The following is a 25317-nucleotide window of genomic DNA, read 5'->3' as shown; positions in this document are numbered from 1 at the left end:
CGCCTGTCAATCGCTTCATGCCGATGAAGCGATACTTCGCAGGCGGGCCGCTTGCGGCGATAATCCGCGCCATGCGTTCTGCCCTTCCCCTCCTGGCGGCCCTGCTGCTGGCCGCCTGTGCGACCCCGCACGCCCCCGTCGGCTCCGGACCCGCGCCCGCGCCGGGGGCCGACGCCGTGACCGTGCCCGAGCGCTACGTCACCGTGGAGAACCCCGAGGACGAGCTGGACTCGCTCGCCACCTGGCCTACCGAGGACCGCGCGGTCTGGCTGATCGCCACCGCCAAGAACAGCCACGAACTGGTCGTGTTCGACGCCGACAGTGGCGAGCAGCTGCGCAGCGTCGGCCACCGCGGGACCGCCGATGGCGAGTTCCTGCGGCCCAATGGCGTGTTCGTCCACGGCGATCTGCTGCTGGTATCCGAGCGCGACAACCGCCGGGTGCAGATGCTGTCGCTGCCCGGCTTCCGTCCGCTGGGCAGCTTCGGCGAAGACAAGCTGCGCAGCCCGTATGGTCTGTGGGCTTACGAATCCGAACCCGGCCAGCTGCAGGTCTACGTGACCGACAGTTTCATGGATGGTCCCGATTTCAGGACCGTGCCACCGCTGGCGCAGCTCGCCCAGCGTGTGCACCGCTTCCGCATCGACACCGACGGCGAGGGCCAGCCGCAGCCCCGGCATCTGGGCGCGTTCGGCGATACCGCGCCGGACACCGCGCTGCGCATCGTCGAATCGCTTCTGGGCGATCCGAGGTACGACCGTCTCCTGGTCGCCGACGAGGACGCCCGGCATGGGGCGGCGCTGCGCGAGTACGCGCTCGACGGCCGCTTCACCGGCGGCGGCGTAGGGCCTGGCGCCTTCCTCGCCGAGCCCGAGGGAATCGCGCTGTGGGCCTGCACCGCCGACACCGGCTACTGGGTCGTCGCCGACCAGCTCCGGCCGCTCACGGTGTTCCGCGTCTTCGACCGCAAGGACCTGACGCCACGCGGCGCCTTCAGCGGCCAGGTCACCGCCTGGACCGACGGCGTGAGCCTGCATGCCGCGCCGACCGCGCGTTTTCCGGAGGGCGTCCTGTTCGCCGTCCACAGCGACCGCGCCGTGGCCGCGTTCGATCTGGGCGATGTCGCCCGCGCGCTCGACCTGGATCCGGCTTGCCGCCAATGAGCCGGCGGCGGCTGGCCGTTGCCATCGCGGCGCTTGCGTTGGCCAGCGCGCAGGCCTCGACGCTCTACCGCTGGACCGACGCCGACGGCCGGGTCCATTACGCCGATCGCGTCGACGCGCGCCATGCCGAGGGCGTGGAGCGCATCGCGATGCGCGCCGAGCCGGTGGCGGTGGCGCGCCTGCGCGTGGTGCCGGACGCCATCGGCGCGCAGGCCTGGGTCGACAACCTGCTGGCCGGGCCGATCGAGGTGATGCTGCACGCCGACGGCGTGGCCTACGCCAGCGAACCGGCCCTGCCCGCGCGGGCCACGATACCGCCGTACTCCCGCGCCCTGCTGGCGCGGATCGCCCAGGGCAATCCGCGCCTGCTCGTGGCCGCCGTGCCCGGCTCTCCCAGCGCACGGCCGCGCGACGTCGAATACGCCTGGCCGCTGCCGTCCGCCCCGCTGCGCATCCAGCAGGCCTGGGGCGGCAGCCACAGCCATCGCGACGCGGAGAACCGCTACGCCGTCGACTTCGCCGCGCCGGTGGGCACCCCGGTGGTGGCCGCGCGCGACGGCCTGGTGATCCAGGCCGAAGCGGACTACGGCGAGGCCGATGGCGAGGACGAGGCCAGCCTGCTGGCCCGCGCCAACTTCATCCGCGTGCTGCACGACGACGGCACCATGGCCCTCTACGCGCATCTGCAGACCGGCGGCGTGCTGGTCCGGCCCGGTGAACGCGTGCGCCGTGGCCAGTCGATCGGCCGCTCGGGCAACACCGGCCTGAGTACGGCCCCGCACCTGCACTTCGTGGTGCAGGCCAACCGCGGCATGCGGATGGAAGCGGTGCCGTTCCGCATGTTCGGCCCGCACGGCATCCTGCGTTTCGGCGAGGCCCGGGGACTCGAACCGCCGGCAGACTGACGCGGGGCGCCACTCCTGCCCGGGCGCTCGGAGGACGGCAATGCGCAGCCCCGCGCTTCCCGCCTCGCCGCACCGGGCAGGCCCCGACCACGCACCCCGGCCCGCTGTCGCCGGCGCGATCGCGCGCATCGCGCCCTGCCCGGCCGCGCCCCGTATAATTTCCATCTTTCCCAGACCTCCCGACGCCAGTGCGGCGGGTATCGCCATGCCTGACGTTTCCACCGAAGCCGCGCGCCGCCGCACCTTCGCCATCATCTCCCACCCCGACGCGGGCAAGACCACGCTCACCGAGAAGCTGCTGCTGTTCGGGGGCGCGATCCAGATGGCCGGCTCGGTGAAGTCGCGCAAGACCACGCGCCACGCCACCTCCGACTGGATGGCGCTGGAGAAGGAACGCGGCATTTCGGTCACCAGCTCGGTGATGCAGTTCCCCTACGAGGGCCGCATCGTCAACCTGCTCGACACCCCCGGCCACGCCGACTTCGGCGAGGACACCTACCGCGTGCTCACCGCGGTGGACTCGGCGCTGATGGTGATCGACGTGGCCAAGGGCGTGGAGGAGCGCACGATCAAGCTCATGGAGGTGTGCCGCATGCGCGACACGCCCATCATGACCTTCATCAACAAGCTCGACCGCGAGGGCAAGGACCCGATCGAGCTGCTCGACGAAGTGGAAAGCGTGCTGGGCATCCAGTGCGCGCCGGTGACCTGGCCGATCGGCATGGGCCAGCGCCTCAAGGGCGTGGTGCACCTGCTCACGGGCGAGGTGCACCTGTACGAGCAGGGCCGCAACTTCACCCGTCAGGATTCGACCATCTTCCCCTCGCTCGACGCGCCGGGACTGGAAGAGAAGATCGGCGCGCAGATGCTGGCCAGCCTGCGCGACGAACTGGAACTGGTGCAAGGCGCCAGCCATCCCTTCGACAAGCAGGCCTATCTGGACGGCAAGCAGACCCCGGTGTTCTTCGGCTCTGGCGTCAACAACTTCGGGGTACAGCCGCTGCTGGACTTCTTCGTCGAGCACGCACCCTCCCCGCGTCCGCGCGCGACCACGGGGCGCGACGTGGCACCACGGGAAGACAGGCTGACCGGCTTCGTATTCAAGATCCAGGCCAACATGGACCCACAGCACCGCGACCGCGTGGCGTTCATGCGCGTGTGTTCGGGCCGCTTCAGCGCCGGCATGAAGGCCTACCATGTGCGCAGCGGCAAGGAAGTGAAGCTGGCCAACGCGCTGACCTTCATGGCCTCCGATCGCGAGATCGCCGCCGAGGCCTGGCCGGGCGACGTGATCGGCATCCACAACCACGGCACCATCTCCATCGGCGATACCTTCACCGAAGGCGAGGCACTGAGCTTCACCGGCATCCCCAACTTCGCACCGGAGCTGTTCCGCCGCGCGCGGCTGCGCGATCCGCTCAAGCTCAAGCAGCTGCAGAAGGGCCTGGCGCAGCTGTCGGAAGAAGGCGCCACCCAGTTCTTCCGCCCGCTGATGAGCAACGACCTGATCCTCGGCGCGGTCGGCGTGCTGCAGTTCGACGTGGTCGCCTACCGGCTCAAGGACGAGTACGGCGTGGACGCGATCTTCGAGCCGGTCCAGGTGGCGACCGCGCGGTGGGTGAAGTGCGATGACGAGAAGAAGCTCGAGGAATTCCGCGAAAAGCATGCGATGAACCTGTCGATCGACGCGGCCGGCGAGCTGGTCTACCTCGCGCCGACCCGGGTCAACCTGCAGCTCGCCGAGGAGCGCGCCCCTGCGGTCAGGTTCATGGCCACCCGGGAACACGCCCATGCGGTATCGGTGAGCTGACGGCTCAGGCCAGGCCTGCCCGGCCTCCAGGGCGTCGACAGCCACGGTCGGCGTCGATGCGGTAACGTACGGGGGTGAGTACCCCCCACAGCGAGCTCCGCCAGTCGCGCGCCCGCAGGCGCGCGGCGCGCCTGTCCCACCTGCGCGACGAGATCGCCAGCGCGCTGACCCACGGCTTCGGCGCCGCCGCCGCACTGGCCGGCGGCGCGGTGCTGATCACGCTGGCCGCGATCCACGGCGATGGCTGGCAGCTGGGTGCGGCCATCGTGTTCGGCGTGACCCTGCTGCTGCTGTACCTGGCGTCGACGCTCTACCACGCCATCCAGCATCCGGTCGCCAAGGGGCGGCTCAAGGTCTTCGATCATTGCGCGATCTACCTGCTGATCGCCGGTACCTACACGCCGTTCACCCTGATCGGCCTGCGCGGCCCTTGGGGATGGAGCCTGTTCGCCGCCATCTGGACCCTGGCGCTCGCGGGCGTGGTGTTCAAACTGTTCTACACCGGCCGGTTCAAGCGGCTGTCCACCCTGATCTATCTGGCGATGGGCTGGCTGGTGCTGGTGGCGATCAAGCCGGTGATGGCCACGCTCGATGGCTGGACGTTCGGCTGGCTGATCGCCGGCGGCGCGTTCTACACGCTGGGCACCTTCTTTTATCACCGCGAGTCGATTCCCTACGCGCACGCCATCTGGCACCTGTTCTGCATCGGCGGCAGCGTCTGCCACTACGTGGCGGTGCTGGCCCAGGTGGTACCGCGCGCCTGAGCACGAGGGTTTCGCGAAGCTGAACCCTTCGCAGCGCTTTCGCGCGAGGATGACGCGGCTCGCGCAACCCTTGCGCGATGTCGACCAGCCCAAGTCCAGCGCCCGCGACCACCCCGCGCCGGCTTCGCCGCCCCTCGCGGCGCACGCTCACGATCCTCGGGGCGCTCGCGGCCGTGGTGGTGCTGCTGGTGCTGTTCTGGGACTGGAACTGGTTCAAGGGACCGGTCGAGCGCGTGGTCGAGGCGCGTACGGGGCGCGAGTTCGAGATCGCCGGCGACCTCGATGTGGATCTGGGCCGCGTCACCACGGTCACCGCCGATGGACTACGCCTGGGCAATGCGGAGTGGTCCGACCAGGCCCAGATGGCGACCGCCGACCGCCTCGCCCTGCAGTTCGAGTTCTGGCCGCTGCTCGTCGGCAAGCTGCGCCTGCCAGAACTGCGCCTGGTGCGGCCCGATGTGCGCCTGGAAACCGGCCCCGACGGCAGCCCGGGCAACTGGGACTTCGGCTTCCAGGACGATGGCGGCGAACCGCTGCAGCTGCGGCGCCTGTGGGTCGACCAGGGACGCCTGCGCTTCGACGATGCGCGCAGCGAGACCGCCATCGACATCCGGCTGTCCAGCGAGGAGGCCGCCCAGGCCGGTGCGGCGCCGTCCATCGCGCTGAAGGGCGAGGGCAGCTGGAGCGGCAACGAGTTCAGCCTGGAGGGCAGCGCCGAATCGCCGCTCGAACTGCAGGACACCGAGCGGCCCTATCGCCTCGACCTGCGCGCGCGCGCCGGCGCCACCCATGCCCATGCCCGCGGCAGCTTGATCGACCCGTTCCGCCTGCGCGACTTCGATCTCGAGTTCGCGCTGGCCGGCCGCAACCTGGCACACCTCTACCCGCTGCTGGGGCTGGCACTGCCCGACTCGCCGCCCTATTCGATCGACGGTCGCTTGACCCGCGACGGCAACACCTGGCACTACGACGCATTCACCGGCGAGGTGGGCCAGAGCGACCTCGGCGGGTCCGCCGCGATCACCACCGGGGGCGAGCGCCTGTTCTTCAAGGCCGATCTGGTTTCCAACCGGCTGGACTTCGACGACCTGGCCGGCTTCGTCGGCGGCGCGCCGGACCCCGAGGGAGAGAAACTCGACCCGGCGCTGGCCGCCCAGGCCGCCGAGCAGGCCGCGCGGGGCAAGGTGCTGCCCTCGCGCCCCTACGAACTGCAGAAGCTGCGTTCCATGGACGCGGACGTGCGCCTGCGCGCGCGCCGCATCAACGCGCCCAGGCTGCCGCTGGACGACATGGATGCCCACCTGCTGCTCGAGGCCGGCATGGTGCGACTGGCGCCGCTCAACTTCGGCGTTGCCGGCGGCGACATCCGCGCCGACATCCGCATGGACGCGCGCCGCGACACCATCCATACACAGCTCAAGGCCGAGGTGCGGCGGGTGGAGCTGTCGCAGCTGTTCCCCGACGTGGAACTGGCCAAAGACACGGTCGGCCGGCTGGGCGGCAGCTTCAACCTGGCCGGCACCGGCAATTCCGTGGCCGCGATGCTGGCCACGGCCGATGGCGACGTCGCGGTCGGCATGGGTCGCGGCGAGATCAGCAACCTGCTGGTCGAAGTGGCGGGCATCGACATCTACGAGGCGGTGAAGTACCTGATCGGCAAGGACCGCAAGGTGCCCGTGCGCTGCGCCTTCGCCGATTTCGGCGTGAAACAGGGGGTGATGGATTCGCGGGCACTCGCCTTCGATACCACCGACACGCTCATCGTCGGCCAGGGCCAGATCGACCTCGGCGAGGAAACCCTCGACCTGGAACTTCGGCCGCGGCCGAAGGATCGCAGCATCCTCGCCCTGCGCTCGCCGCTGCACGTGGGCGGCACGTTCGCCGATCCCAGCTTCCGTCCCGATTTCGCGCGCCTGGGGTTGCGCGGCGCCTTCGCGCTGGCGCTGGGCAGCATCGCCCCGCCGGCCGCACTGCTGGCGACCCTCGAGCTGGGCCCGGGCGAGGACAGCGACTGCGGCGGCGACTACGCCAAGTGACGCCGCCTCAGCCGGCGATGTAGCGCTGCAGCTGGTCCAGTTCGTGCTGCTGGTCCTCGATCACGGCCGCCACCAGGTCGCCGATCGAGATCATGCCCACGACCTCGCCGTCTTCCAGCACGGGCAGGTGGCGGATGCGGTTGCGGGTGACGATCTGCATGCACGCGGGTACGCCATGGTCGACGCCGACGGTCACCACCTCCCGCGTCATGATCGCGCTGACCGGCGTGTCCTTCGACGAGCGCCCTTCCAGCACCACCTTTCGCGCGTAGTCGCGCTCGGACAGGATGCCCACCAGACGCGCACCATCCATCACCAGCACCGCGCCGATGCCCTTCACCGCCATCAGCCGGATCGCATCGATGACCGGGGCATCGGGGGCGACGGCGAACAGATCAGCCGTCTTGGCTTCCAGCAGATGACGCACCGTACGCATGGCGCTTCCCTCCCGTTGGCTGCGATGCCACGGAGGATACTCCGGTGGACGCCGGGCGCCAGTCGTCGACCAGGTAGAGCGGACGCTGCTTGGATTCCTCGTAGAGGCGGCCGAGGTACTCGCCGATCAGCCCCAGCGCCACCAGTTGCACCCCGCCCAGGAACAGGATCACCGACATCATCGTCGGCCAGCCCGCGACCGGGTCGCCATAGAACAGCGCCTTGGCCACGATCACCATGGCGTAGACGAAAGCCAGCATCGCCACGCCCAGTCCGAGGTAGGTCGCCAGCCGCAGCGGCGCGGTCGAGAAGCTGGTGATGCCCTCCAGCGCGAAGTTCCACAGCTTCCACAGGTTGAACTTGCTGCGCCCGGCCACGCGCGCCTCGCGCCGGTACGGCAGCGCCACGCGGTTGTAGCCGATCCAGCCGAACAGCCCCTTCATGAAGCGGTGGCGCTCGCGCAACTGCCGCAATGCCGCGAGTGCGCGCGGCGAGAGCAGACGGAAATCGCCTGTATCGGTGGGAATGGGTGTATTCGACAGCCGCTGGATCACGCGATAGAACAGGTGCGCGCTCGCCCGCTTGAGCCAGCCCTCGCCGTCGCGCTGCTCGCGCATGCCGTACACATCATCGTAGCCCTGCCGCCACAGCGCCACGAATTGCGGCAACAGCTCGGGCGGATCCTGGCCGTCGGCATCGAGGATGATGGCGGCTCCGTCTTCCACGCGGTCCAGGCCCGCGGTCAGCGCCGCCTCCTTGCCGAAGTTGCGCGACAGTCGCAGCAGCGCCACGCGGCGATCGCCGTTGGCCAGCCCGCGCATCACGTCCCAGGTGCCGTCGCGGCTGCCGTCGTCCACGTACAGGATGCGGCCCTCGACCCGATCCGCCGCCAGCGCATCGAGCACGCGCGCCAGCCGCGCATGCAGCAGCGGCAGCGCCTGGGCTTCGTCTCTCGCCGCGATCACGACGGTCAGCAGTTCATGGTTCATGGCGCGCATCCTAGCCGAGCCGGCGTCAGGTTCCGCAGTGGCGCCGAGCCGTGGCGACGGCCTGGCCTGTCCGTGCAGCCTCTTGTCCGGGTCGCAGTCCTGGATGGGCAGGCGCCGGGCGGATGCCGCGCGCCGCGTACGCATGGCCGGGCCTGCCGCGGACAGCGGCCGCCGGTCGCTCAGTCCAGGGATTCGAGATAGGCGTTGCCGCCGATCTGCCGCATGTTGCGCTCGATCGCCCGCGTGCGCCGCTGGACATAGGGTCCAGGACTGGCGGCGCTGTAGCGCTTGGGACTGGGCAGCACCGCAGCGAGGCGCGCGCTCTGCGCGGCCCCGAGCGCCGAGGCGTCGCGGCCGAAGAAACTGCGCGCGGCCGCCTGCGCTCCGTACACGCCGTCGCCGAATTCGGCGACGTTCGCGTAGACCTCCAGGATGCGGCGCTTGGGCCACAGCAGTTCGATGAGCACGGTGTACCAGGTCTCGACGCCCTTGCGCAGCCAGCGCGAGGGCGGGCTCGACCCCTGCCACAGGAACAGGTTCTTGGCCAGTTGCTGGCTGATCGTGCTGCCACCGCGCAGGCGCCCCCCACGCTCGTTGCGCTTGCGCGCATGTTCGATCGCCGCCAGGTCGAACCCGGAATGGACGGCAAAGTTCTGGTCCTCGGCCGCGATCAGCGCAACCGGCAGCGACGGCGCCATGGCATCCAGGTCGCGCCAGTCGTAGGCGACGCGGAAACCGCCCTCGCCCTGCATCCAGGCATCGACCTGGCGGATGGCCATGAACGCAGAGAAGGGCGGGTCCACGAACCGCAGCAAGGCCACCTGCAGCACGCTGAACGCCAGCAGCCAGACCGGCAGCCAGAACAGGCGCCGCAGCCATCTGCGGCGAGGACGGCGACCGGCAGGGGACGGCGGGTCTCCGGGGAAGGCTTGCGGCATCTTCGGTTCGCCCCAATCTCGACTAGGACGCGACATCCGCGTCGCCACTATTCGACCACGCAGCGCAGGCCCGAAGCGAACGATGACCGATCTCCCCTCCCCCGCCGGCAACGACCGGCTGACCCGCTTCCTTCTGCCCGGCGCCGGCGTGCGCGGCGTGCACGTGCGCCTGCAGGACGCCTGGCAGCGGATCCGCAGCAGCGACGACTACCCCGCCGCCGTCTCCGAAATGCTGGGCGAGGCGGTGGCGGCCTCGGCCCTGTTCACCGGGCACGTCAAGGTCGAGGGCCGGCTCTCGGTGCAACTGCGCGGCCGGCACCGCCTGCGCACCCTGTTCGCCGAGTGCACGGCCGCCGGCACGCTGCGCGCAATCGCCCGCCTGGCGGAAGACGATGCCAGCACGATCTCGCGCGACCTGCGCGAGCTCGGCGATGGCGCCGTCCTGGCCATCACCATCGAGAACCCGGGCATCCGCGGCCGCGAGCCGGCGCGCTACCAGGGGCTGGTGCCTCTGGAGGCGGATTCCCTGGCGGGCGCATTCGAGGACTATTTCCGCCAGTCCGAACAGTTGCCCACCCGCCTGCTGCTGGCGGCCGACGACTCCCACGCGGCCGGGCTGCTGCTGCAGAAGCTGCCCGGGGACGAGGGCGATACGGACGGATGGGCGCGGGCCGGTGCCCTGTTCGACACCCTCGGTGCCGACGAGCTGCTGGCCACGGATGCGCAGACCCTGCTGTTGCGGCTGTTCCACGAAGAGGGCGTGCAGGCCCTGGGCGGGCGGGATCTGGCCTTCGGCTGCTCGTGCTCGCGCGAACGCGTCGCCGGCATGCTGCGCTCGCTGGGCGCCGAAGAAGCGCGCGCCGCCGTGATTGATGGCGCAGCCAGGGTGCGCTGCGAGTTCTGCGGGGAGCGCTACGCATTCGACCCGGGCGAGGTCGAAGCGCTGCTTGCGGATGAAATGGTTGACACCGAGGCACCCGAACGGGTTCAGTGAGCGTACAGGAATCCTGTGAGAGATGGATTGTTAAATAAACATAAACGCGCTAGGCTCGTCTTCCGTCTATAGAGGGAACTCCCGCCACTGCGGCGGGTCGATAGCACTCCCATGGCACGCCATCCCGCCCGACTGTTGACCGCACTGCTGCTTGGCCTCGGCCTGGCCGCGGGCGCGCATGCGCAGGGCAAGCGGGATCAGGCCGTGCTTCCGGTGGTCGATCACAGCAGCGGCAAGGTCCAGGCCTATCTTCTGCTGGAGCCTACGGGTGGCAATCGCGCAGGCACGCGCTGGCGCGCCGGCGACGATTCGCTGGACGCCAGCTTCGGCCTGCGGGCCGGCAGTTCGCTGGCCCTGCTCTGCAACCAGCGGAGCGGCGTTTTCAGCGCGGTCAGCAGCCTGGTGGACAACTGCCAGCTCGCCTCGCTGGACGAAAACGGCGGTAACCGCAACGCCAGCGCCACTGCGGCGTTCCAGCGCCCCGGTGGAGGCTTCGGGGTCACCGTCGGCCAGGGCAGCCAGAACCTGCCCGCCTGGATGACCCGCGGCAATGCGAGCGGCAACCCGCAGCTCGACCTCAACGACCTGACCGTCTTCGCCCAGAAGAACATCGGCGATGCGGCCTACGTGACCATCGCCGGCACCGTGGCCAAGGCCACCCTGATCCCGTTCTCAGAGGCGCCCGCAGACATCAGCGACCGCTGGAGCAGCAGGAGCCTGTCGGTCGGCGGTGGCTATGGTGCTTTCAGCGCCAACGTCATCGGCCGGGTCATCGAAACCCCCGGCCAGCCCCGCTTCGAAGGACTGGGGCTTGGCGTCACGTGGCGCACCCCCTGGAGCGGCCAGTTGACGGTCGGCGCCGAGAACGTGGTGACGCGCGGCCGCAACCCCTTCTCACCAAATGGTGAGACGAACGACGAGGGGGCCGTGCCCTACGTGCGGTACGAGCAGGATCTCTGATCGCTGGCGTGCATTTCCTTGCCATTTCGACGGGTCATCACGCAATTCAGTCGAAATGTTAACGACACTTTAATTTCTCTCCTCGGCCTTGTAGTATCGGGCGCAACCTTGCCGAACTTGGTGTCCACGTTGACGCCTCCGCGAGGTTCCTTAGAGATCACTGAGAGAGAGACCGCATGAACCTGAAGACCAGCAAGCTCCGCAATGCGATTTGTTTCGCCATTGCCGCGAGCGCGACTGCCGTGGCCGGCACCGGTGTCGCATTCGCCCAAGAGGGACAGCAGACAACTGAACTCGACCGCATCCAGGTCACTGGTTCGCGCATCCGCCAGGTGGATCTGGCCACCCCCGCTCCGGTGGTGCAGGTGTCCCGCGAGGACATCGACCGGATGGGCTTCCAGACGGTGGGCGACATCCTGCAGAACCTGCCGGTCCTGGGCTCTCCCCCGATCAGCCGCGCGAACGCGCTTTCCGCCGGTGAAGGCAACGGCGGCACCTTCGTCAGCCTGCGCAACCTGGGCGCGGAGCGCAGCCTCGTCCTGCTCAACGGCAAGCGCCTTGGCATCACCACCAGCGGTCTGGCTGACATTTCGCTGATTCCGGCGGCTGCCATCGAGCGCATCGAAGTGCTCAAGGATGGTGCCTCGGCGATCTACGGTTCCGACGCGATCGCGGGCGTGGTCAACCTGATTACCCGTACCGGTTTCGACGGCGTGCAGGGTTCGGTCTACTTCGGCCAGTACGATGAGGGCGACGGCGATACCCTGCGGGGCGACATGGTGCTGGGCGTGACCGGGGAGCGCTCGAGCCTGACTATCGCGGCCGAATGGGGCGAGGAAGACGGCGTGTGGGCCAAGGACCGCCCGTACAGTGCCTATCCGCGCTCCTACCTCCACCCAACCGACAGCTGGACGACCGTCGGCGAGTACGGCGGCTTCGTTGCCAGCTATTCCAACCGCGCGCTCTTCCCCGGCATCACGTTCCCCGCTCCCACCGCTACTAATCCAAATCCTGGCGTGCGCGTGGTCTGGGACGGGGTCGGCGACCCGACTCTGCCCACTAGCTATATCGCGCAGGATCAGAGTGTGGGCAGCTGCAACGCGAGCGGCTGCACCCCGGGCAGCACCCTGCACAAGAGCAACAGCAACGAGCAGATGTACCTGCGCACTCCGCGTGAGTACAAGTCGCTGTTCCTCGACGGAACCTACGACTTGAGCGACAACGTACGCTTCCGCACGAACCTGGCCTACAACAACCGGACCACGGAACGCTCGATCGCAGGCTATCCTTTCCAGGGCCCCACCTTCGGCGTTGTTGTCGACGCGGACAGCTACTTCAATCCGACCGGCGCCGATATCAGCAACTGGTGGCGTCGCCTTTGGGAAGTGCCGCGCGGCTCCACCACCACTACGGACAACTATCGCTTCACCGGCGCATTCGAAGGCAGCTTCGAAGTCGGCGAGCGGTATTTCGATTGGGACGTGAGCTATATGTTCAACGAGAACCGCCTGACCCGCAGCGACCGGGGCGATATCGCCTTGTCGCCGCTGCGTGCGGCGGTCGGACCGTCCTTCCTCAATGCGGACGGCGTGGTGCAGTGCGGTACCGCCGCCGACCCGATTGCCCTGTCTGCTTGCCTGCCGTGGAACCCCTTCCTGCACTCCGGCGTGACCGGGCCGAACGCGTTGACCGGCAACGATGTGCTGATCGATCGTCTGTTCCCCATCTACCACGACACCGGCAAGACCAGCACCACGGTCTGGTCGGCCAACGTGACGGGCAGTCTGTTCACCCTGCCCGCTGGTGAGCTGGCATTCGCAGCCGGCGTGGAAACCCGCAAGGAGAAGGGCGAGTTCGAGGCGGATGCGCTGAAAATCATGGCCGAGACCTCCGGACTGGCCAGCAAGCCGACGCGCGGCAGCTACAATGTGGACGAAGTCTATCTTGAGCTGAGTGTTCCGCTGCTTCGCGACATCGTCGGTGCCAATGAGCTGACGCTGGACGTTGCGACCCGCTACTCGGATTACGACCTGTTCGGCGACACCACCAACAGCAAGGTGGGCCTCAAGTGGCGCCCGATCGAATCGCTGCTGGTCCGTGCCACCTGGGCGGAGGGCTTCCGCACGCCGACGATCCTCGACCTGTACGGCGGCGGGTCCCAGACCTTCGCGACTTTCGCCGATCCGTGCGACACCGTGTACGGCGCTGCGGCCAGCAACCCCACCGTCCTGGCTGCGTGCACCGCGGACATGGGCGCGATCGCCGCAACGTTCCGGCAGCTGCAGCAGGGCTTCGTTCCTTCGGTGGGTCCTTCGGTCCAGACACCAGTTCCGTTCTTCTCCAGCGCCGGCAATCCGACGCTGACGGCGGAAGAGTCCGAGTCCAAGACCGTTGGCCTGGTTTACAGCCCGGACTTCCTGCCCGGCTTCAACGTTGCGCTTGACTGGTGGAACATCCGCGTAGAGAACACCATTGTGGGCGACACGCCGACCCTGATGCTCAACGACTGCTACGTCCAAGGGATTTCCAGCCGCTGCTCCGACCTGCTCTTCACCCGAGACCCGGTACAAGGCTACGTCACCAACCTGCGTTTCGGCTTCCGGAATGCCGGTTATCGTGAGGTGGAAGGCTTCGATTTCGATTGGAACTACAGGTTCGAGACCGGCTCGTTTGGTGACTTCGTCCTGACCTCGAACACCACCTACACGGTCAGCGATGTACTGCTGAGCACGAATGATCCTCGCGTGCCGCTGTCCTCGGTCAGCTTTGGCGGCAACCACCGGATCCGATCCAACACCGGACTGAACTGGAGCATGGGCGACTGGGGTGCGAGCTGGAATGCGCGCTTTTACTCCCGGACCAAGGAGAACTGCACGTACTTCGTCCCCGGTTCGACCGAGCCCAATCTCGAGTGTGATGAGATCACCTATGCGCCTACGGGTGCCTATCTGGCGGACGGCGTGACGCCTGCCTCCCAGATCTCCCGCCGTCGCCTGATTGGTTCGAACACCTTCCACGATCTGCAGATCCGCTACAACGCACCCTGGAATGCAGTCATCGCGGTGGGCGCCAACAACGTGTTCAACCACGAAGGCCCGGTGACCTATGTCGCCACCAATGGCGACTTCACCTATAACGGTGCGTTCGACATCGGCCGCTTCGTCTACATGAAGTACACCCAGAAGTTCTGATGGACTTGGCTGGATAATCAGCAAGTTACTGCGGCCCCGAAAGGGGCCGCAGTTTTTTGGGGTTCGTGAGCCCGTGCCGTTTCCGCTCGGCACACACTTCTATGCGCTCGACCCGGCTTTCCGGGGTTACGCGCCATCCGGGGACCCGCGTCAGGTTGCGTCCTGGCAAGCATCCCCACGGAACGCGGGGCACCCCTATTAGTCCGGCTCGGCCAGGGAGGTCGCAACGGAAGACCCCTCGCAGCCTGAACGACTCCGGTGCTGAGGACCAATTAACGACTCTTTAATTCTCGATTCACAGGGCGTAGTATCGGGCGCAACCTTGCCGATCTTGGCGTCATTGTTGACTCCCCGGCCTGGTTTGTGGTTACCCAAGTCCACTGGAGAGAGAGATGAGATTGAAGAGACACAAGCTCCGCGATGCGATCGCCTTTTCACTTGCGACCAGCGCTGTTGTGCTCGTGGGCACTGGCTCCGCGTTCGCCCAAGACGCCACAGCCGATCAGCAGACCCCGACGAGCCTTGACACCATCACCGTCACCGGCTCTCGCATCAAGAGTCAGACCTTTACGGCCTCCAGCCCCATCACGGAAATCACCGCGGAGGAGTTCACGCAGTACGGCGCCACTACGGTGGAGGACCTGGTCAACCAGTACCCGCAGGTCGACCTGAGTTTCGACAACTTCGAGAACAACGGCTCCTACGGGCACGCCACCGTCTCGATGCGCGGCTTGGGCCCGCAGCGCACGCTGACCTTGGTCAATGGCCGTCGCCTCCCGGCGAGCCGCAACGAAGTTACCGATCCGTCCATCGTCCCGGCGGCACTCATCAAGCGTGTCGACATCCTCTCCGGCGGTGCTTCGGCGATCTACGGCGCAGACGCTGTGGCCGGCGTGGTCAACTTCGTGCTTGACGACAAGTTCGAAGGCGTCCACCTGAACTTCGGCTATTCGGCCTACCAGCACGACAACGACAACGAGTATTGGCAGGGCCTCAACGAAGATGCGGGCTATGAGGCACCAAGCGGCAATTCCGGCTTCGACGGCATCAGCCGCAACGCCGACCTGGTAGTGGGCGGCAGCTTTGCCGAGAACAGGGGCCACGCGGTCGGCTGGCTGACCTGGCGCGAGAACGATGCTCTCTATCACGGTCAGCGCGACTACTCCCACTGCTCGGTGTTTTATGACGCGCCGGTATGTGGTGGCTCCGGCACGGCCGACCCGGCCCGCTTCGTGGTCAACGAGTACGGCCCGTTTGTAGACGAAGATGGCGAGAATCAGATCGGAGTGATCCCGTGGCCGACTGGCACCAATGCCAATTACGTCTATAACGGCAGTGGGTACGAAAACGGCGTCTACCTCTACAATTACGCGCCGATCAACTTCTACCAGCGTCCCGATAAGCGTATTACTGCGGGATTCATGGGCAGCTATGAGATCAACGAGTACTTCGAGCCCTATATCGAAGCGCTGTTTCTCGAGCGCAACTCCGAAGTCCAGATCGCCGAATCTGGTGCTTTCGGCGTGCCGATTCTGGTGAACTGCGGCAACGAACGGATCGGCAGCCTGTGCGCTGATGCGGGCGTCACCACCGATGTTGCGCAGATCGCGTTGTGGAAGCGCAACGTCGAGGGCGGCCCGCGTATCAGCAGTGCCGATGACAACACCCACCGCATCACCGCTGGCGTGCGGGGGTCCCTGTTCGATTCGTCGTGGACCTACGACCTGTCGCTGCTTTCCGGCAAGACCAAGACGGTCGACATCGGTAAGAACGACTTCCTGATCTCGCGAATCTCGGCCGCCGCGCTGGGCTGCGTGGACCCAACCTACGGCACGTTCCAAGGTTGCGAGCCGTATGACATCTGGACGGGCGAGATTTCGCCGGAAGCGGCGCAGGCCATGGCCGGCACTAGCTTTGCCGTGTATAAGACCAGTTATCGCGCGTTCTCCGCCGAGGCCAACGGCTACCTGGGCTTCGGCTTCCCCACTGCGGATGGTGAAGAGGTCGGCTTGGCAGTCGGCATGGAGCGCCGCGACTATTCCTATTACACCGAGTATGATACCGACTCCGCGGCGGGCAATTTCGCGGGCGCCGGTGCAGCCAGCCTTCCGGTGAATGCATCCAACACCGTGAACGACTTCTTCCTCGAGGCGGCGCTGCCGATCTACGTGGGCGACGGTGCTTTCAACCGCTTCGACGCTTCACTCGGCTACCGCTATTCGGATGACGAAACCACCGGCAACTACGATACTTACAAGTTCGGCCTCAGCGGCACGTTTTTCGACAACAAGTTGTTGCTACGCGCCGGATACAACCGCGCCGTCCGGTCTCCGAGCCTGAACGACCTCTACTACACGCAACGGATTGCCCTCAACACTGGCGGCACCGACCTTTGTGCCGGTGAGAATCCCAGCTACACGGCGGAGCAGTGTGCACGTACCGGTGTCCCGCTCAGCGTGTATGGCAACGTTCCTGCCAACGAGGCCAACCAGTACTACAACACGACTGGCGGCAACCCGAACCTGGCACCGGAAGTAGCAGACACCTACACCGTCGGGTTCGCGGTGGAACCGATTGACGACCTGAATATCTCGCTCGACTGGTACCGGGTGGAGATCGAAGATGCGATCGGTGGCATCGGGTACAACACCATTCAGATCCTCTGCATGGAACAGAGCCTGTATTGCGATCGCATCCACCGCGACGCCCGTGCCGGCCAGTACGACCTCTTTGTCGGCCTGGCGTCCGACCCTTTGTCCGGCAACATCAACAATCTTCCGGACAATATCGGCATCTACAAGAGGTCTGGCCTCGACTTCGCGGCGAACTACTCGTTCGCTCTGGGAGCGGGTCGTCTGACGACCAGTCTTGCGGCCAACTACGTGCTGGACGACTTCACCCAGACGTTGGCAGGGCAGCCCAGCACCGCTTACGACTGCACGGGCCTGGTCAACGAGACCCGGCTGTGCCAGACACCGGAGCTGCGCAGCATTGCCTCGGTGCGGTATGGCTGGGACCGTTATGGAATTGGCCTGCGCTGGCGCTTCATCGATGGCATGGACTACAGGGACGTGGATGGCAGCGCGCTCACCGATGACGACCGCGTCATCTGGCTGGATAACGGCGTGCCTTCTTACAACTACCTGGACCTCAACGGCAGTGTGAGTTTCGGCCAGGCGACGGTCACCCTGGGTGTGAACAACGTGCTCGACAAGGAACCGCCGTTCTCCGGCGACAGCGGCCTTTCGGCCAACGCCAACGCCCTCGGCGGCTACGATCAGGTCGGTCGCTACGTCTTCGGCAGCATCTCGCTGAAGTTCTGATCGAAGCAGGATATCGTTTCAAGGCAAGATCAAGCGGCGGGCTTCGGCCCGCCGCTTTTTTTGCTTTTTGCATTGCTGCTCGGCCGCGACAGGCAGATTCTCCTGCCGATTGCAGCGTTGCCCGGGGCAAATTCCCGGGGTGCAGGCGGTCATGATCGGCAAGGAAACCGGACGCGACCAGGTCGGATCATTCGGTAGGGCCGCGCCGCTGGAGCAGCGCGGCCGGACATCTGCTTGCTAGCAGACCGGTACGACGTATGCGCCAAGCCGGCACGGGATGCAGCGGCGCGACCCAGCAGCGGCCACGCATGAAAGAGGGAACTCCAGGTTGGAAGGGGAGATTCCAAATCCTTGCGCTTATTCGTCCCTGGGACCCCCAGGCGACTTGCGGTCGAGTTCACGCACCATGTCCCTGGCCGCGCGCTCGCGCGCCTCCCACTGTTCAGGCGTGTGGCACACGCGCTTCTTCATCCGGCTGCCAGTGACGTCTTCATGTTGGCAGATCTTCCCGTTCTTGCCGGGCACGGGAACTGCGGGAGCTTGGGCAGCCTCCGCTCCAGCCTCCTGCGCCATCGCCAGCCCGACGGACAGCAAGCTCATGGTCACGGCCGCGACCAGCGCATAGCCGATATGCCGCCGCCATCGCGGCCCTGCCCCGGAAATCCGAGGATAGCGGATGGAGCCAATGTGATTGACGCGCATAGCGGTGTCCTTGGTAGTTGCTGGAGTCCGTCGGCAAAGGGAGGAGGACGCCAGTTGTGGCCAGCACGCTCCTAGGCACCATTTATACCGCTGTGATCGACGCGTGGCGACCATGGCGGACCAATTTCGGTGCCGGACATGGCCCTCGCTCCCGACAAGCCGCCGTTGTCCGCCACGCCACGAAACGCACGCTATGCCTTCGGCTGCATGTCGAAGGCAATGGTCAGGCGCGATTCACGACCGTCGAACGGCACGGTGCCGTGCCACATGTAGGACGGAAACAGAGCTACGTACCCTGGTCTGGGATGGACCAGGCGACGCGGCGGCAGGGACAGCCTCAGGCTCTCCAGCGGCTGTCCGAACTGGATCCACCCGGCACGGTCCCCAGCATCGGGGTCGCGCACACAGCTGGGTAGCGAAACGTAGAAGGCGGAGCTTGCCCACCCCTTGGGGTGGATATGGTTGGAGTGATGCCCCGATGACCGCAGCCGCACCGACCATGAGGTCACGAAATCCACACTGCGCCGCCTGCGCGAGAGGAACGGATGAAGTGGATCATCGGGCAGGGTGACGAGCCAACTCTCGATTGCCGCACGCAGGGCCGCTTCGGTGGCGTGGATGATCGCAAGATCGCGTCCAAACAGCTGGCCTGCCGTCTGCGTACCGCCTCGCACGCTCTGGTTGATGGGCTCACGCGTGGCGTTGTGCATGGCCTCCAGAGTTTCGGCCAGCGCCTGCAGGAATGCCGACCGGCTCGCAAAACCACGGGGCGTCGGCACTTCGACGAAGCCCACCAGCCTGTCGTAATCGCAGAGCCAATGCTCCCGCTCATCGCCCGCCAGCCGCCATGCCGTGGCCAGATGGCTCCAGCCTTCCTGACCGGAGGGGTCGAGCTCGACTGCCTTCTCCGCGCAGCTTGCGGCCAAACCGATATCCCCGACGCGGAACGCGTGGCGCGCTCTTGCATTGAGAAACTCGGGCAACCGCCCCAGTTCGCCGTCCGCCACTGCGGAGTACAACACCGATGCCTGTTCTCGCTCCTGTAGGGCATCAAAGGCGTCGGCCGCGAACCAGCTCAGCAACGCGTCGTCGGGTTCTCGCTTGCGCAGCGGTTGCAGCAGCTCCAAGGCTTCTTCTGCGCGACTTGTCGCCAACAGCATCCGCGCCAAGCCCAGCTGCAGGGCACGATTGCCGGGCTTTGCGTTTGCCGCCGTGCGAAATGTGGCCAAGGGGTCCTCATCGGGTGCCAGTTGCGTGCCGTTCTCCCACAGCAGGTTGCTCAGCGTCTCGTGGGCGGGCGCATGGCCCGGGTGCATGGCAACTAGCTTGCGTGCGCCCTCCAGCGCCTCGCCCATGCGACCCGCGTCGATCAGCACGCCGTTGATCGCGTCCTGCAGTTCTGGCGGAACTTCGCCGCGTTGGCGCAGCATCCGCTCCGCCCGGCGGTACGCGTCGAGCGCATCATCGACGCGGCCCAGCAACCGCAGCACCACGCCCAGGTCGACCCATGCAGACGGCTGTTCCGGCACCAACGCCAGCGCCTTGCGGAGCGTGGTTTCGGCGGCGTTCCATTGACCCTGTTCACGCAGCACCTTGCCGTGCCGGGCGAGGCTCAGCCCGTAGTTGCGCGACACCATTGCATCGCCAGGCAACAGTCTCAACGCGCGTTCGAACGCGGCATCAGCGTGTGCGTGGCGACCGATGTGCGCCAGGCATATCCCCAGCAGGTGCCATGCATCCGCCGCGTGCGGCGCCTGCTCCGTCAATGCTTCGGCAATGGGCAAGGCCAGCGCATGCTGTCCGGATTGCAGCAGACTCCGCGCTTCCCGGAAGCGCCCTGCCTGCGCCGTACCCAACGGCTGGTTATTAGCGGGGAGCGGCGACATTCCTGACGCTCAGCGGGCCCGGCTTACGCGCAGGCCCACACCATCCGGCGTCAGCAGCCTGTATCCACCCATGATCGCCTTGCGCACCTGGACAACGTCGCCGGCACGAACGTGTCCAGTGCTGCGGGCCTCGGCCTGCCTCCAGACCTGCCCATTCTCGAGACTGAAGCTTCGCTGGCCGCCGTGGGCGTAGTCGACCTTGACCACCCGGCTCTCGATACGTTCCGGGTCTGCTTGCTCGACCGTCTGCCCTGGATTGCGCAGGGTTTCCCTCGGCTTGTCCAGACCGAAACTGGCTTGTGCCCTCTCCGTCGCCGCCTCGCTCACTTCAGGGGGGGGCGGGAAGGCCTTGTCATAGCAGGCCAGTCTCTGGGCAGGTTCGACCACGCTGGTGCAGGCATGGGTGGGTTGTTGCGCAGCCAGCGACAACGCGGGCAACCACAGGAGCAACGTCAAAAGACAGCGCCTAGGCATCATCAACTCCGCTGGACAGCTCAGGATAATTCACGGGACCAAACTACTCGCTTCCGGTGCGCCAATCGCGCATCGCACCCGCCAATGCGGTCGCCATTTCCCGCTCCTCCAGGCTGAGCAGCGGATTCCACACATCGAACATGAGGATCACGCGCATCTTGTCGCTGTCGTTGCGCGCCTCGTGCTCCAGCGTGTCGTCGAACACCCAGCACTTTCCCTCGCGCCACTGCCGCCAGTCGAAGCCGACGCGGTAGCTGCACTTTTCCGGGACGACCAGCGGCAGGTGGGCGACCAGTCGCGCATTGGTCTCACCGGTGTGCGGCGGGATATGGGCGCCAGGCGCCAGTGCCGAGAACATCGCATTCGGGCACAGCCCCGCAATCTCGACCGCATCCACCAGCGCCAGCGCCTCCGCCGTCCGCGGGCACTGCGCCAGGTGCTCTGCCACCGGCTCGCCATGCGCATAGAGATGGAATCCGCTCCAGTTGCGCGAGTGGTTGAGCTTGTCCCACTGGTTGACGGGGTCGCCCGGACGGTACTGGATGTACGGTACGAACTCCTCGCCCTTGCGCGCCAGCATGTCCTGCAACTCGGCCTTGATCACGTCGGTTCGCGATTCGAGTTCGCGCATCCACGGAAACAACGCGTCGTCATAGAAGGTGATCGCCGGCAGGCGGGGCACCTGCAGCTGATTGCAGTGCGACTGGTAGGGGCGCGTCCTTCCGGCAAGGATCGACACCGCCTCGTCCCAGCGCGCAGCGTGCACCTGGTCGATGGTCGCGCGTGTCGCGGCGACCTGGTGCCCGACATACTCGACGAGCTGCTCGGTGTCGCGCTCGACCACCTCACGCGCATGGCCGAGCCGTCGCCGCAGCGCGGGTGGCCACTCCGCTTCGGCTGGCGCCACCTTGAGGACATCGCGGAACGCGGCGGCCGCCGCTCTGGGCTTGCCTTGCTGTTCGAGAAATTCCGCCTTGCCCAGCAGTCCCGGCAGGAAATAGGGATCGATCTCGAGCGCGGAGATGATCGCGCCCCACTCCAGCTCGGGCCGTCCGGACTCGCGGTGCACGCGCCCGATGGTCAGCAGGATCATCGGGTCGCCGGGCGCACGCTGGCGCGCCTGCTGCAGGAATTCCAGCGCACCACGCGCGTCTCCCCGCTGGAACGCGTGCACGCCCAGGCTGAAGAGCGCCTGCACATGGTCGGGCGCGAGCGCGTGCACCCGCCCCCAGAGCTTCTCGGCGTCCTGCCAGCGACCCGATGCCGCCGCGGCGCCCGCGGCGTTGACCAGCGACGACAGTTGCCCGTCCACGCGCCCTCCCCGTGCCCGCCCGACGGCGGTTCGTCGCATTCTAGCCAGCGCCGCCTGCCTGCGCGCAAGCGGCGGCCCTTATCGCCCCACCGGTTTCTCAGCGCAGTGCGTGCGGCAGCCGCTCTCCGCACTGCGCCAAGTGGCGCGCGATTTCATCCTGCTCCACCGACCAGCCCTGCGCGTCTAGCTGCAATACCTCCTCGAGATCGGCCGCGTCGCATAGGGGCGAAGCGACCGCACCCTCCTCCGGCAGCAGCCCGATCGGACTCTCGACCGCGCCGGCGGTTCCAGCCACACGCCCCACCATCCACTCCAGCACCCGCATGTTCTCCCCGAAGCCCGGCCACAGGAAGCGGCCGTCCTCGCCCTTGCGGAACCAGTTGACGTGGAAGATCTTCGGCAGCTTCGCGCCGGGCCGGTCGAACGACAGCCAGTGCGCGAAGTAGTCGCCGAAGTGGTAGCCGCAGAAAGGCTTCATCGCCATCGGGTCGCGGCGCATCACGCCCACGGCGCCGGTGGCCGCGGCGGTGGTTTCCGAGCCCATGGCGGCGCCCACGCGCACACCATGTGTCCAGTCGCGGGCCTCGAACACCAGGGGCATGAAGGTGGACCGGCGTCCGCCGAACACGATCGCCGAGATCGGCACGCCCTGCGCGTCTTCCGCGCGCGGCGACCAGCTCGGGCACTGCTGCGCCGAGACGGTGAAGCGCGCGTTGGGATGCGCGGCCGGACCGTTGGCCGGATCGTAAGGGCGGCCCTGCCAGTCCAAGGCCGGGACGCGATCGTCCAGGCCTTCCCACCAGGGCTGGTTGTCGTCGGTGACCGCGACATTGGTGTAGATCGTGTCGCGCTGGATCATCGCCAGCGCGTTGGGGTTGGTCCTGGCGGATGTTCCCGGCGCGACGCCGAAATAGCCGGCCTCCGGGTTGATCGCCCAGAGGCGCCCGTCCTCGCCCGGGCGCATCCAGCAGATGTCGTCGCCCACCGTCCACACCTTCCAGCCCTGCGTGCGATACGACTCCGGCGGAATCAGCATGGCCAGGTTGGTCTTGCCGCAGGCGCTGGGAAAGGCGGCGGCGATGTAGTGCGTCTCGCCCTGGGGGTTTTCCAGACCGAGGATCAGCATGTGCTCGGCCAGCCAGCCTTCCTGGCGCGCCTGCCAGGAGGCGATGCGCAGCGCATGGCATTTCTTGCCGAGCAACGCATTGCCGCCGTAACCCGAGCCATAGGACTTGATGCCCAGTTCCTCGGGGAAATGCATGATGAAACGGCGGTCGGGATCGAGCTCGCCGATGGAATGCAGGCCGCGCACGAAGGAGCCGCCCTGTTCGCCCTCGCGCTCGATGCGCGCCAGGGCAGCCGCGCCCATGCGCGTCATCAGGCGCATGTTGGCGACCACGTAGGGAGAGTCGGTGATTTCCACGCCGCAGCGCGCCAGCGGCGAGTCGATCGGCCCCATGCAGTAGGGCACGACATACAGCGTGCGGCCCTCCATGCAGCCCTCGAACAGCGCGTCGATCTTCGCATGCGCCTCGGCGGGCGCCATCCAGTGGTTGTTGGGACCCGCGTCGTCGCGCTCGCGCGTGCACACGAAGGTCAGGTGTTCGACCCGGGCCACGTCCTGGGGGTCGGAGCGATGTAGGTAGCAGCCCGGGTGGGTGTCCTGGTTGAGTTCGACCAGGGTGCCGTCGGCCAGCATGCCGGCAACCAGCGCCCGGTACTCGTCCTGGCTGCCGTCGCACCAGTGCACGCGGTCGGGCCTGGCCAGGGCGACGACCTCGTCCACCCAGTCGTTGAGCGCGGCCAGCCGGCTCCCATGCGCAGGCGCTGCCTGCGGGCGCGGAACTGCATTCATCGATGTCCTCTCCAAAATCCGGCAAGCGCCGGCAAAGTACGTATCAATTGCAACAGTCTATGCGCCCCTGCGACGTGGGCGCTTGCTGCAATGCGACACGTTGGAGATGACAGCGTTATCAGTCCCGCGCACGACGGTAGGGCGCGAACAGCCGCAGCAGCCATGGCTTCTGCGCCAGCACCAGGCTCACGCCGACGCGCTGCTCGGCGGGCAGCGCGGCATCGCGGGCCAGCAGCCCGTCGAACTCGCGCGCCACGTCCTCGAGCCGCTGCTTCATCTGCTTCACGCCCTCCGGGCTCAGGGCGCCGGAGAGCAGCAGCAGTCGATCCTGCTCGCCATCGAAGGGGTCCGCGAAATAGTCGCCCAGCAGCGTGTGGCGGAAGTGGCGTTCCATCGGCCCGTCGGTGAGCCAGCGGAAGTTGCGCGCGGTCAATGGCCGCGCCCGGTTGCCGGGCTGCAGTTCGATGATGCCGAGCCGGTCGAGCCGGACCAGCAACCCGGTCCACTGCGGCAGGGTGAAGGCGAAGTGCGCCATCGCGTCCTCCTGCCGCCAGCGGTTGATGCTCAAGAACATCGCGAGCATCAAGGCGGGATCGTCGACCAGCGCCTGCTCCTGCGCTTCGCTCAGGCGCGCCATCGGCTCGGCTCCGCGACCGGCCTCGGCACCGAGCCCCGCCAGGCCCACCCCCAGCACCTCGCAGATCTGCTCGAGTCGCAGCAGGCTCATCGCGCGGCGCGAGAACATGCGCTTGACGGCGGCCTCGCTCAGGCCGATCCGCTGCGCGAGTTCGCGGTAGGTCAGGCCCTGCGCGCGCAGCGCACGCTTGAGTGCGTTGACCAGATCGACCGAAACACTCATCGCCGCGCCCCTTCCGCCTGGGTTCCGGGCTGGTCGTCGACCGCGCAGCCCATCACGTGCATCAGGCCGGAACGAGCGTGGCCGTGAGGTGCTCCACGTAGGCCTCGAATTCCTCCTGGGGCATGCGCGCCTGGTGCAGCTGCAGGTTGAGCTGGAGGAAGCCGACATAGGCGGCGTAGGTCAGGCGTGCGCGATGCAGCGCCTCCTCGCGTCCCAGGCCGGTCTGGCGGAACGAGGCGGTCAGGTAGTCGAGGCGGCGCTTGGACACGCGGTCGATCACCGGCTGCACCGCCGGGTGGTCGAGCGCCTTGAGCAACGCGCTGTAGATCACGTGCGACTGGTATTCGTGAGCGACCATCTGGAACAGCGACCGCAGGCGCTCGCGCGGATCTGGCACACGCTCGAGGGTGCCGAACACGGCCTGCTGCTCCACCGTCTCCCAACGCTCCAGCGCCGCCTGCAGCAGGGCCTCGCGCGAAGGGAAATGCCAGTAGAAGCTGCCCTTGGTCACGCCCAGCCTGCGGGCCAGGGGTTCGACCGCGACCGCGGCGACACCCTGTTCGGCGATCAGCTCGAGCGCGGCCTGCGCCCAGTCCTCGGCGCTGAGGCGCCCGCTACGCTCCGGCTTGGCGGCAGTGGCGCCCGTGGCGGTCGGTGCGTCCGCAGCGGGCCTGGTGGCGGATCTGGCCATGTCGATCGTTGTCCATACGCTGCCGTCGGG

General features: G+C 67.1%; 19 protein-coding genes. 9 read left to right on the top strand and 10 right to left on the bottom strand.

The genetic code is table 11. From position 1 onward, the window contains the following. Window positions 1-71: 71 nt before the first annotated feature. From ACQYVW_RS12585 to ACQYVW_RS12565, 5 genes are all read left to right on the top strand, one after another. A complete protein-coding gene (locus ACQYVW_RS12585; RefSeq protein WP_434947202.1) occupies window positions 72-1163 on the top strand; it encodes a phytase in 1092 nt (363 codons plus the stop codon). Further along, on the top strand, window positions 1160-2068 hold the full coding sequence (locus ACQYVW_RS12580) for a peptidoglycan DD-metalloendopeptidase family protein (protein ID WP_434947201.1): 909 nt from the start codon (window positions 1160-1162) through the stop codon (window positions 2066-2068). Before ACQYVW_RS12585 ends, ACQYVW_RS12580 begins: the two co-directional genes overlap by 4 nt. Window positions 2069-2273: 205 nt before the next feature. Beyond that, window positions 2274-3878, top strand: coding sequence for a peptide chain release factor 3 (locus ACQYVW_RS12575; protein WP_434932769.1), 1605 nt, complete (start codon window positions 2274-2276; stop codon window positions 3876-3878). 131 nt (window positions 3879-4009) lie between these two features. Beyond that, window positions 4010-4642 carry a PAQR family membrane homeostasis protein TrhA gene (gene trhA / locus ACQYVW_RS12570; protein WP_434947223.1) on the top strand — a complete coding sequence of 211 codons (633 nt, stop codon included), beginning with the start codon at window positions 4010-4012 and terminating at the stop codon, window positions 4640-4642. A gap of 77 nt (window positions 4643-4719) precedes the next feature. Continuing rightward, window positions 4720-6678 (top strand): AsmA family protein, encoded by a 1959-nt coding sequence (locus ACQYVW_RS12565; protein WP_434947200.1) that lies wholly within the window; start codon window positions 4720-4722, stop codon window positions 6676-6678. Between the two features lie 7 nt (window positions 6679-6685). Here ACQYVW_RS12565 and ACQYVW_RS12560 read toward each other — a convergent pair whose 3' ends face one another. The 3 genes from ACQYVW_RS12560 to mtgA form a co-directional block, all read right to left on the bottom strand. Continuing rightward, window positions 6686-7114, bottom strand: a complete 429-nt coding sequence (locus ACQYVW_RS12560; protein ID WP_434947199.1) for a CBS domain-containing protein — start codon at window positions 7112-7114, stop codon at window positions 6686-6688. Then, on the bottom strand, window positions 7074-8102 hold the full coding sequence (locus tag ACQYVW_RS12555; protein WP_434932772.1) for a glycosyltransferase family 2 protein: 1029 nt from the start codon (window positions 8100-8102) through the stop codon (window positions 7074-7076). The genes ACQYVW_RS12560 and ACQYVW_RS12555 overlap by 41 nt, the downstream gene beginning before the upstream one ends. Before the next feature lie 179 nt (window positions 8103-8281). Beyond that, entirely contained in the window at window positions 8282-9040 is a 759-nt protein-coding gene (gene mtgA / locus ACQYVW_RS12550) for a monofunctional biosynthetic peptidoglycan transglycosylase (RefSeq protein ID WP_434932773.1), read from the bottom strand. Between the two features lie 82 nt (window positions 9041-9122). On the opposite strand from mtgA, the gene hslO reads away from it, so the two are divergent. The 4 genes from hslO (at window position 9123) to ACQYVW_RS12530 (ending at window position 17508) form a co-directional block, all read left to right on the top strand. Next, window positions 9123-10034: an Hsp33 family molecular chaperone HslO gene (hslO, locus tag ACQYVW_RS12545; RefSeq protein ID WP_434947198.1), complete on the top strand. Its 912-nt coding sequence runs from the start codon at window positions 9123-9125 to the stop codon at window positions 10032-10034. Between the two features lie 111 nt (window positions 10035-10145). Continuing rightward, window positions 10146-10994: an XOO1806 family protein gene (locus ACQYVW_RS12540; RefSeq protein WP_434932775.1), complete on the top strand. Its 849-nt coding sequence runs from the start codon at window positions 10146-10148 to the stop codon at window positions 10992-10994. A gap of 176 nt (window positions 10995-11170) precedes the next feature. Continuing rightward, window positions 11171-14185 (top strand): TonB-dependent receptor plug domain-containing protein, encoded by a 3015-nt coding sequence (locus ACQYVW_RS12535; RefSeq protein ID WP_434932776.1) that lies wholly within the window; start codon window positions 11171-11173, stop codon window positions 14183-14185. Between the two features lie 392 nt (window positions 14186-14577). Beyond that, window positions 14578-17508, top strand: a complete 2931-nt coding sequence (locus tag ACQYVW_RS12530; RefSeq protein ID WP_434932777.1) for a TonB-dependent receptor domain-containing protein — start codon at window positions 14578-14580, stop codon at window positions 17506-17508. A 357-nt stretch (window positions 17509-17865) separates the two neighbouring features. Here the strand turns inward: ACQYVW_RS12530 and ACQYVW_RS12525 are convergent, their stop codons facing one another. From ACQYVW_RS12525 to ACQYVW_RS12495, 7 genes are all read right to left on the bottom strand, one after another. Next, entirely contained in the window at window positions 17866-18210 is a 345-nt protein-coding gene (locus ACQYVW_RS12525; RefSeq protein WP_434932778.1) for a hypothetical protein, read from the bottom strand. A gap of 191 nt (window positions 18211-18401) precedes the next feature. Continuing rightward, entirely contained in the window at window positions 18402-20096 is a 1695-nt protein-coding gene (locus tag ACQYVW_RS12520) for a tetratricopeptide repeat protein (protein ID WP_434932779.1), read from the bottom strand. Window positions 20097-20105: 9 nt separating this feature from the next. Next, window positions 20106-20552: a hypothetical protein gene (locus tag ACQYVW_RS12515; protein WP_434932780.1), complete on the bottom strand. Its 447-nt coding sequence runs from the start codon at window positions 20550-20552 to the stop codon at window positions 20106-20108. 61 nt (window positions 20553-20613) lie between these two features. Further along, entirely contained in the window at window positions 20614-21882 is a 1269-nt protein-coding gene (locus ACQYVW_RS12510) for an aspartyl/asparaginyl beta-hydroxylase domain-containing protein (protein WP_434947197.1), read from the bottom strand. Between the two features lie 97 nt (window positions 21883-21979). Beyond that, window positions 21980-23737 (bottom strand): phosphoenolpyruvate carboxykinase (GTP), encoded by a 1758-nt coding sequence (locus ACQYVW_RS12505; protein WP_434947196.1) that lies wholly within the window; start codon window positions 23735-23737, stop codon window positions 21980-21982. A gap of 118 nt (window positions 23738-23855) precedes the next feature. Beyond that, on the bottom strand, window positions 23856-24596 hold the full coding sequence (locus tag ACQYVW_RS12500) for a helix-turn-helix domain-containing protein (RefSeq protein ID WP_434947195.1): 741 nt from the start codon (window positions 24594-24596) through the stop codon (window positions 23856-23858). Between the two features lie 61 nt (window positions 24597-24657). Further along, window positions 24658-25287 carry a TetR/AcrR family transcriptional regulator gene (locus ACQYVW_RS12495; RefSeq protein WP_434932784.1) on the bottom strand — a complete coding sequence of 210 codons (630 nt, stop codon included), beginning with the start codon at window positions 25285-25287 and terminating at the stop codon, window positions 24658-24660. Window positions 25288-25317 lie beyond the last annotated feature (30 nt).

Source organism: Luteimonas campi (assembly GCF_051162505.1).
Classification (GTDB): Bacteria; Pseudomonadota; Gammaproteobacteria; order Xanthomonadales; family Xanthomonadaceae; genus Luteimonas.
Note: the sequence above shows the minus strand (reverse complement) of the source record. Positions and strands in the feature narration are given on the sequence as shown.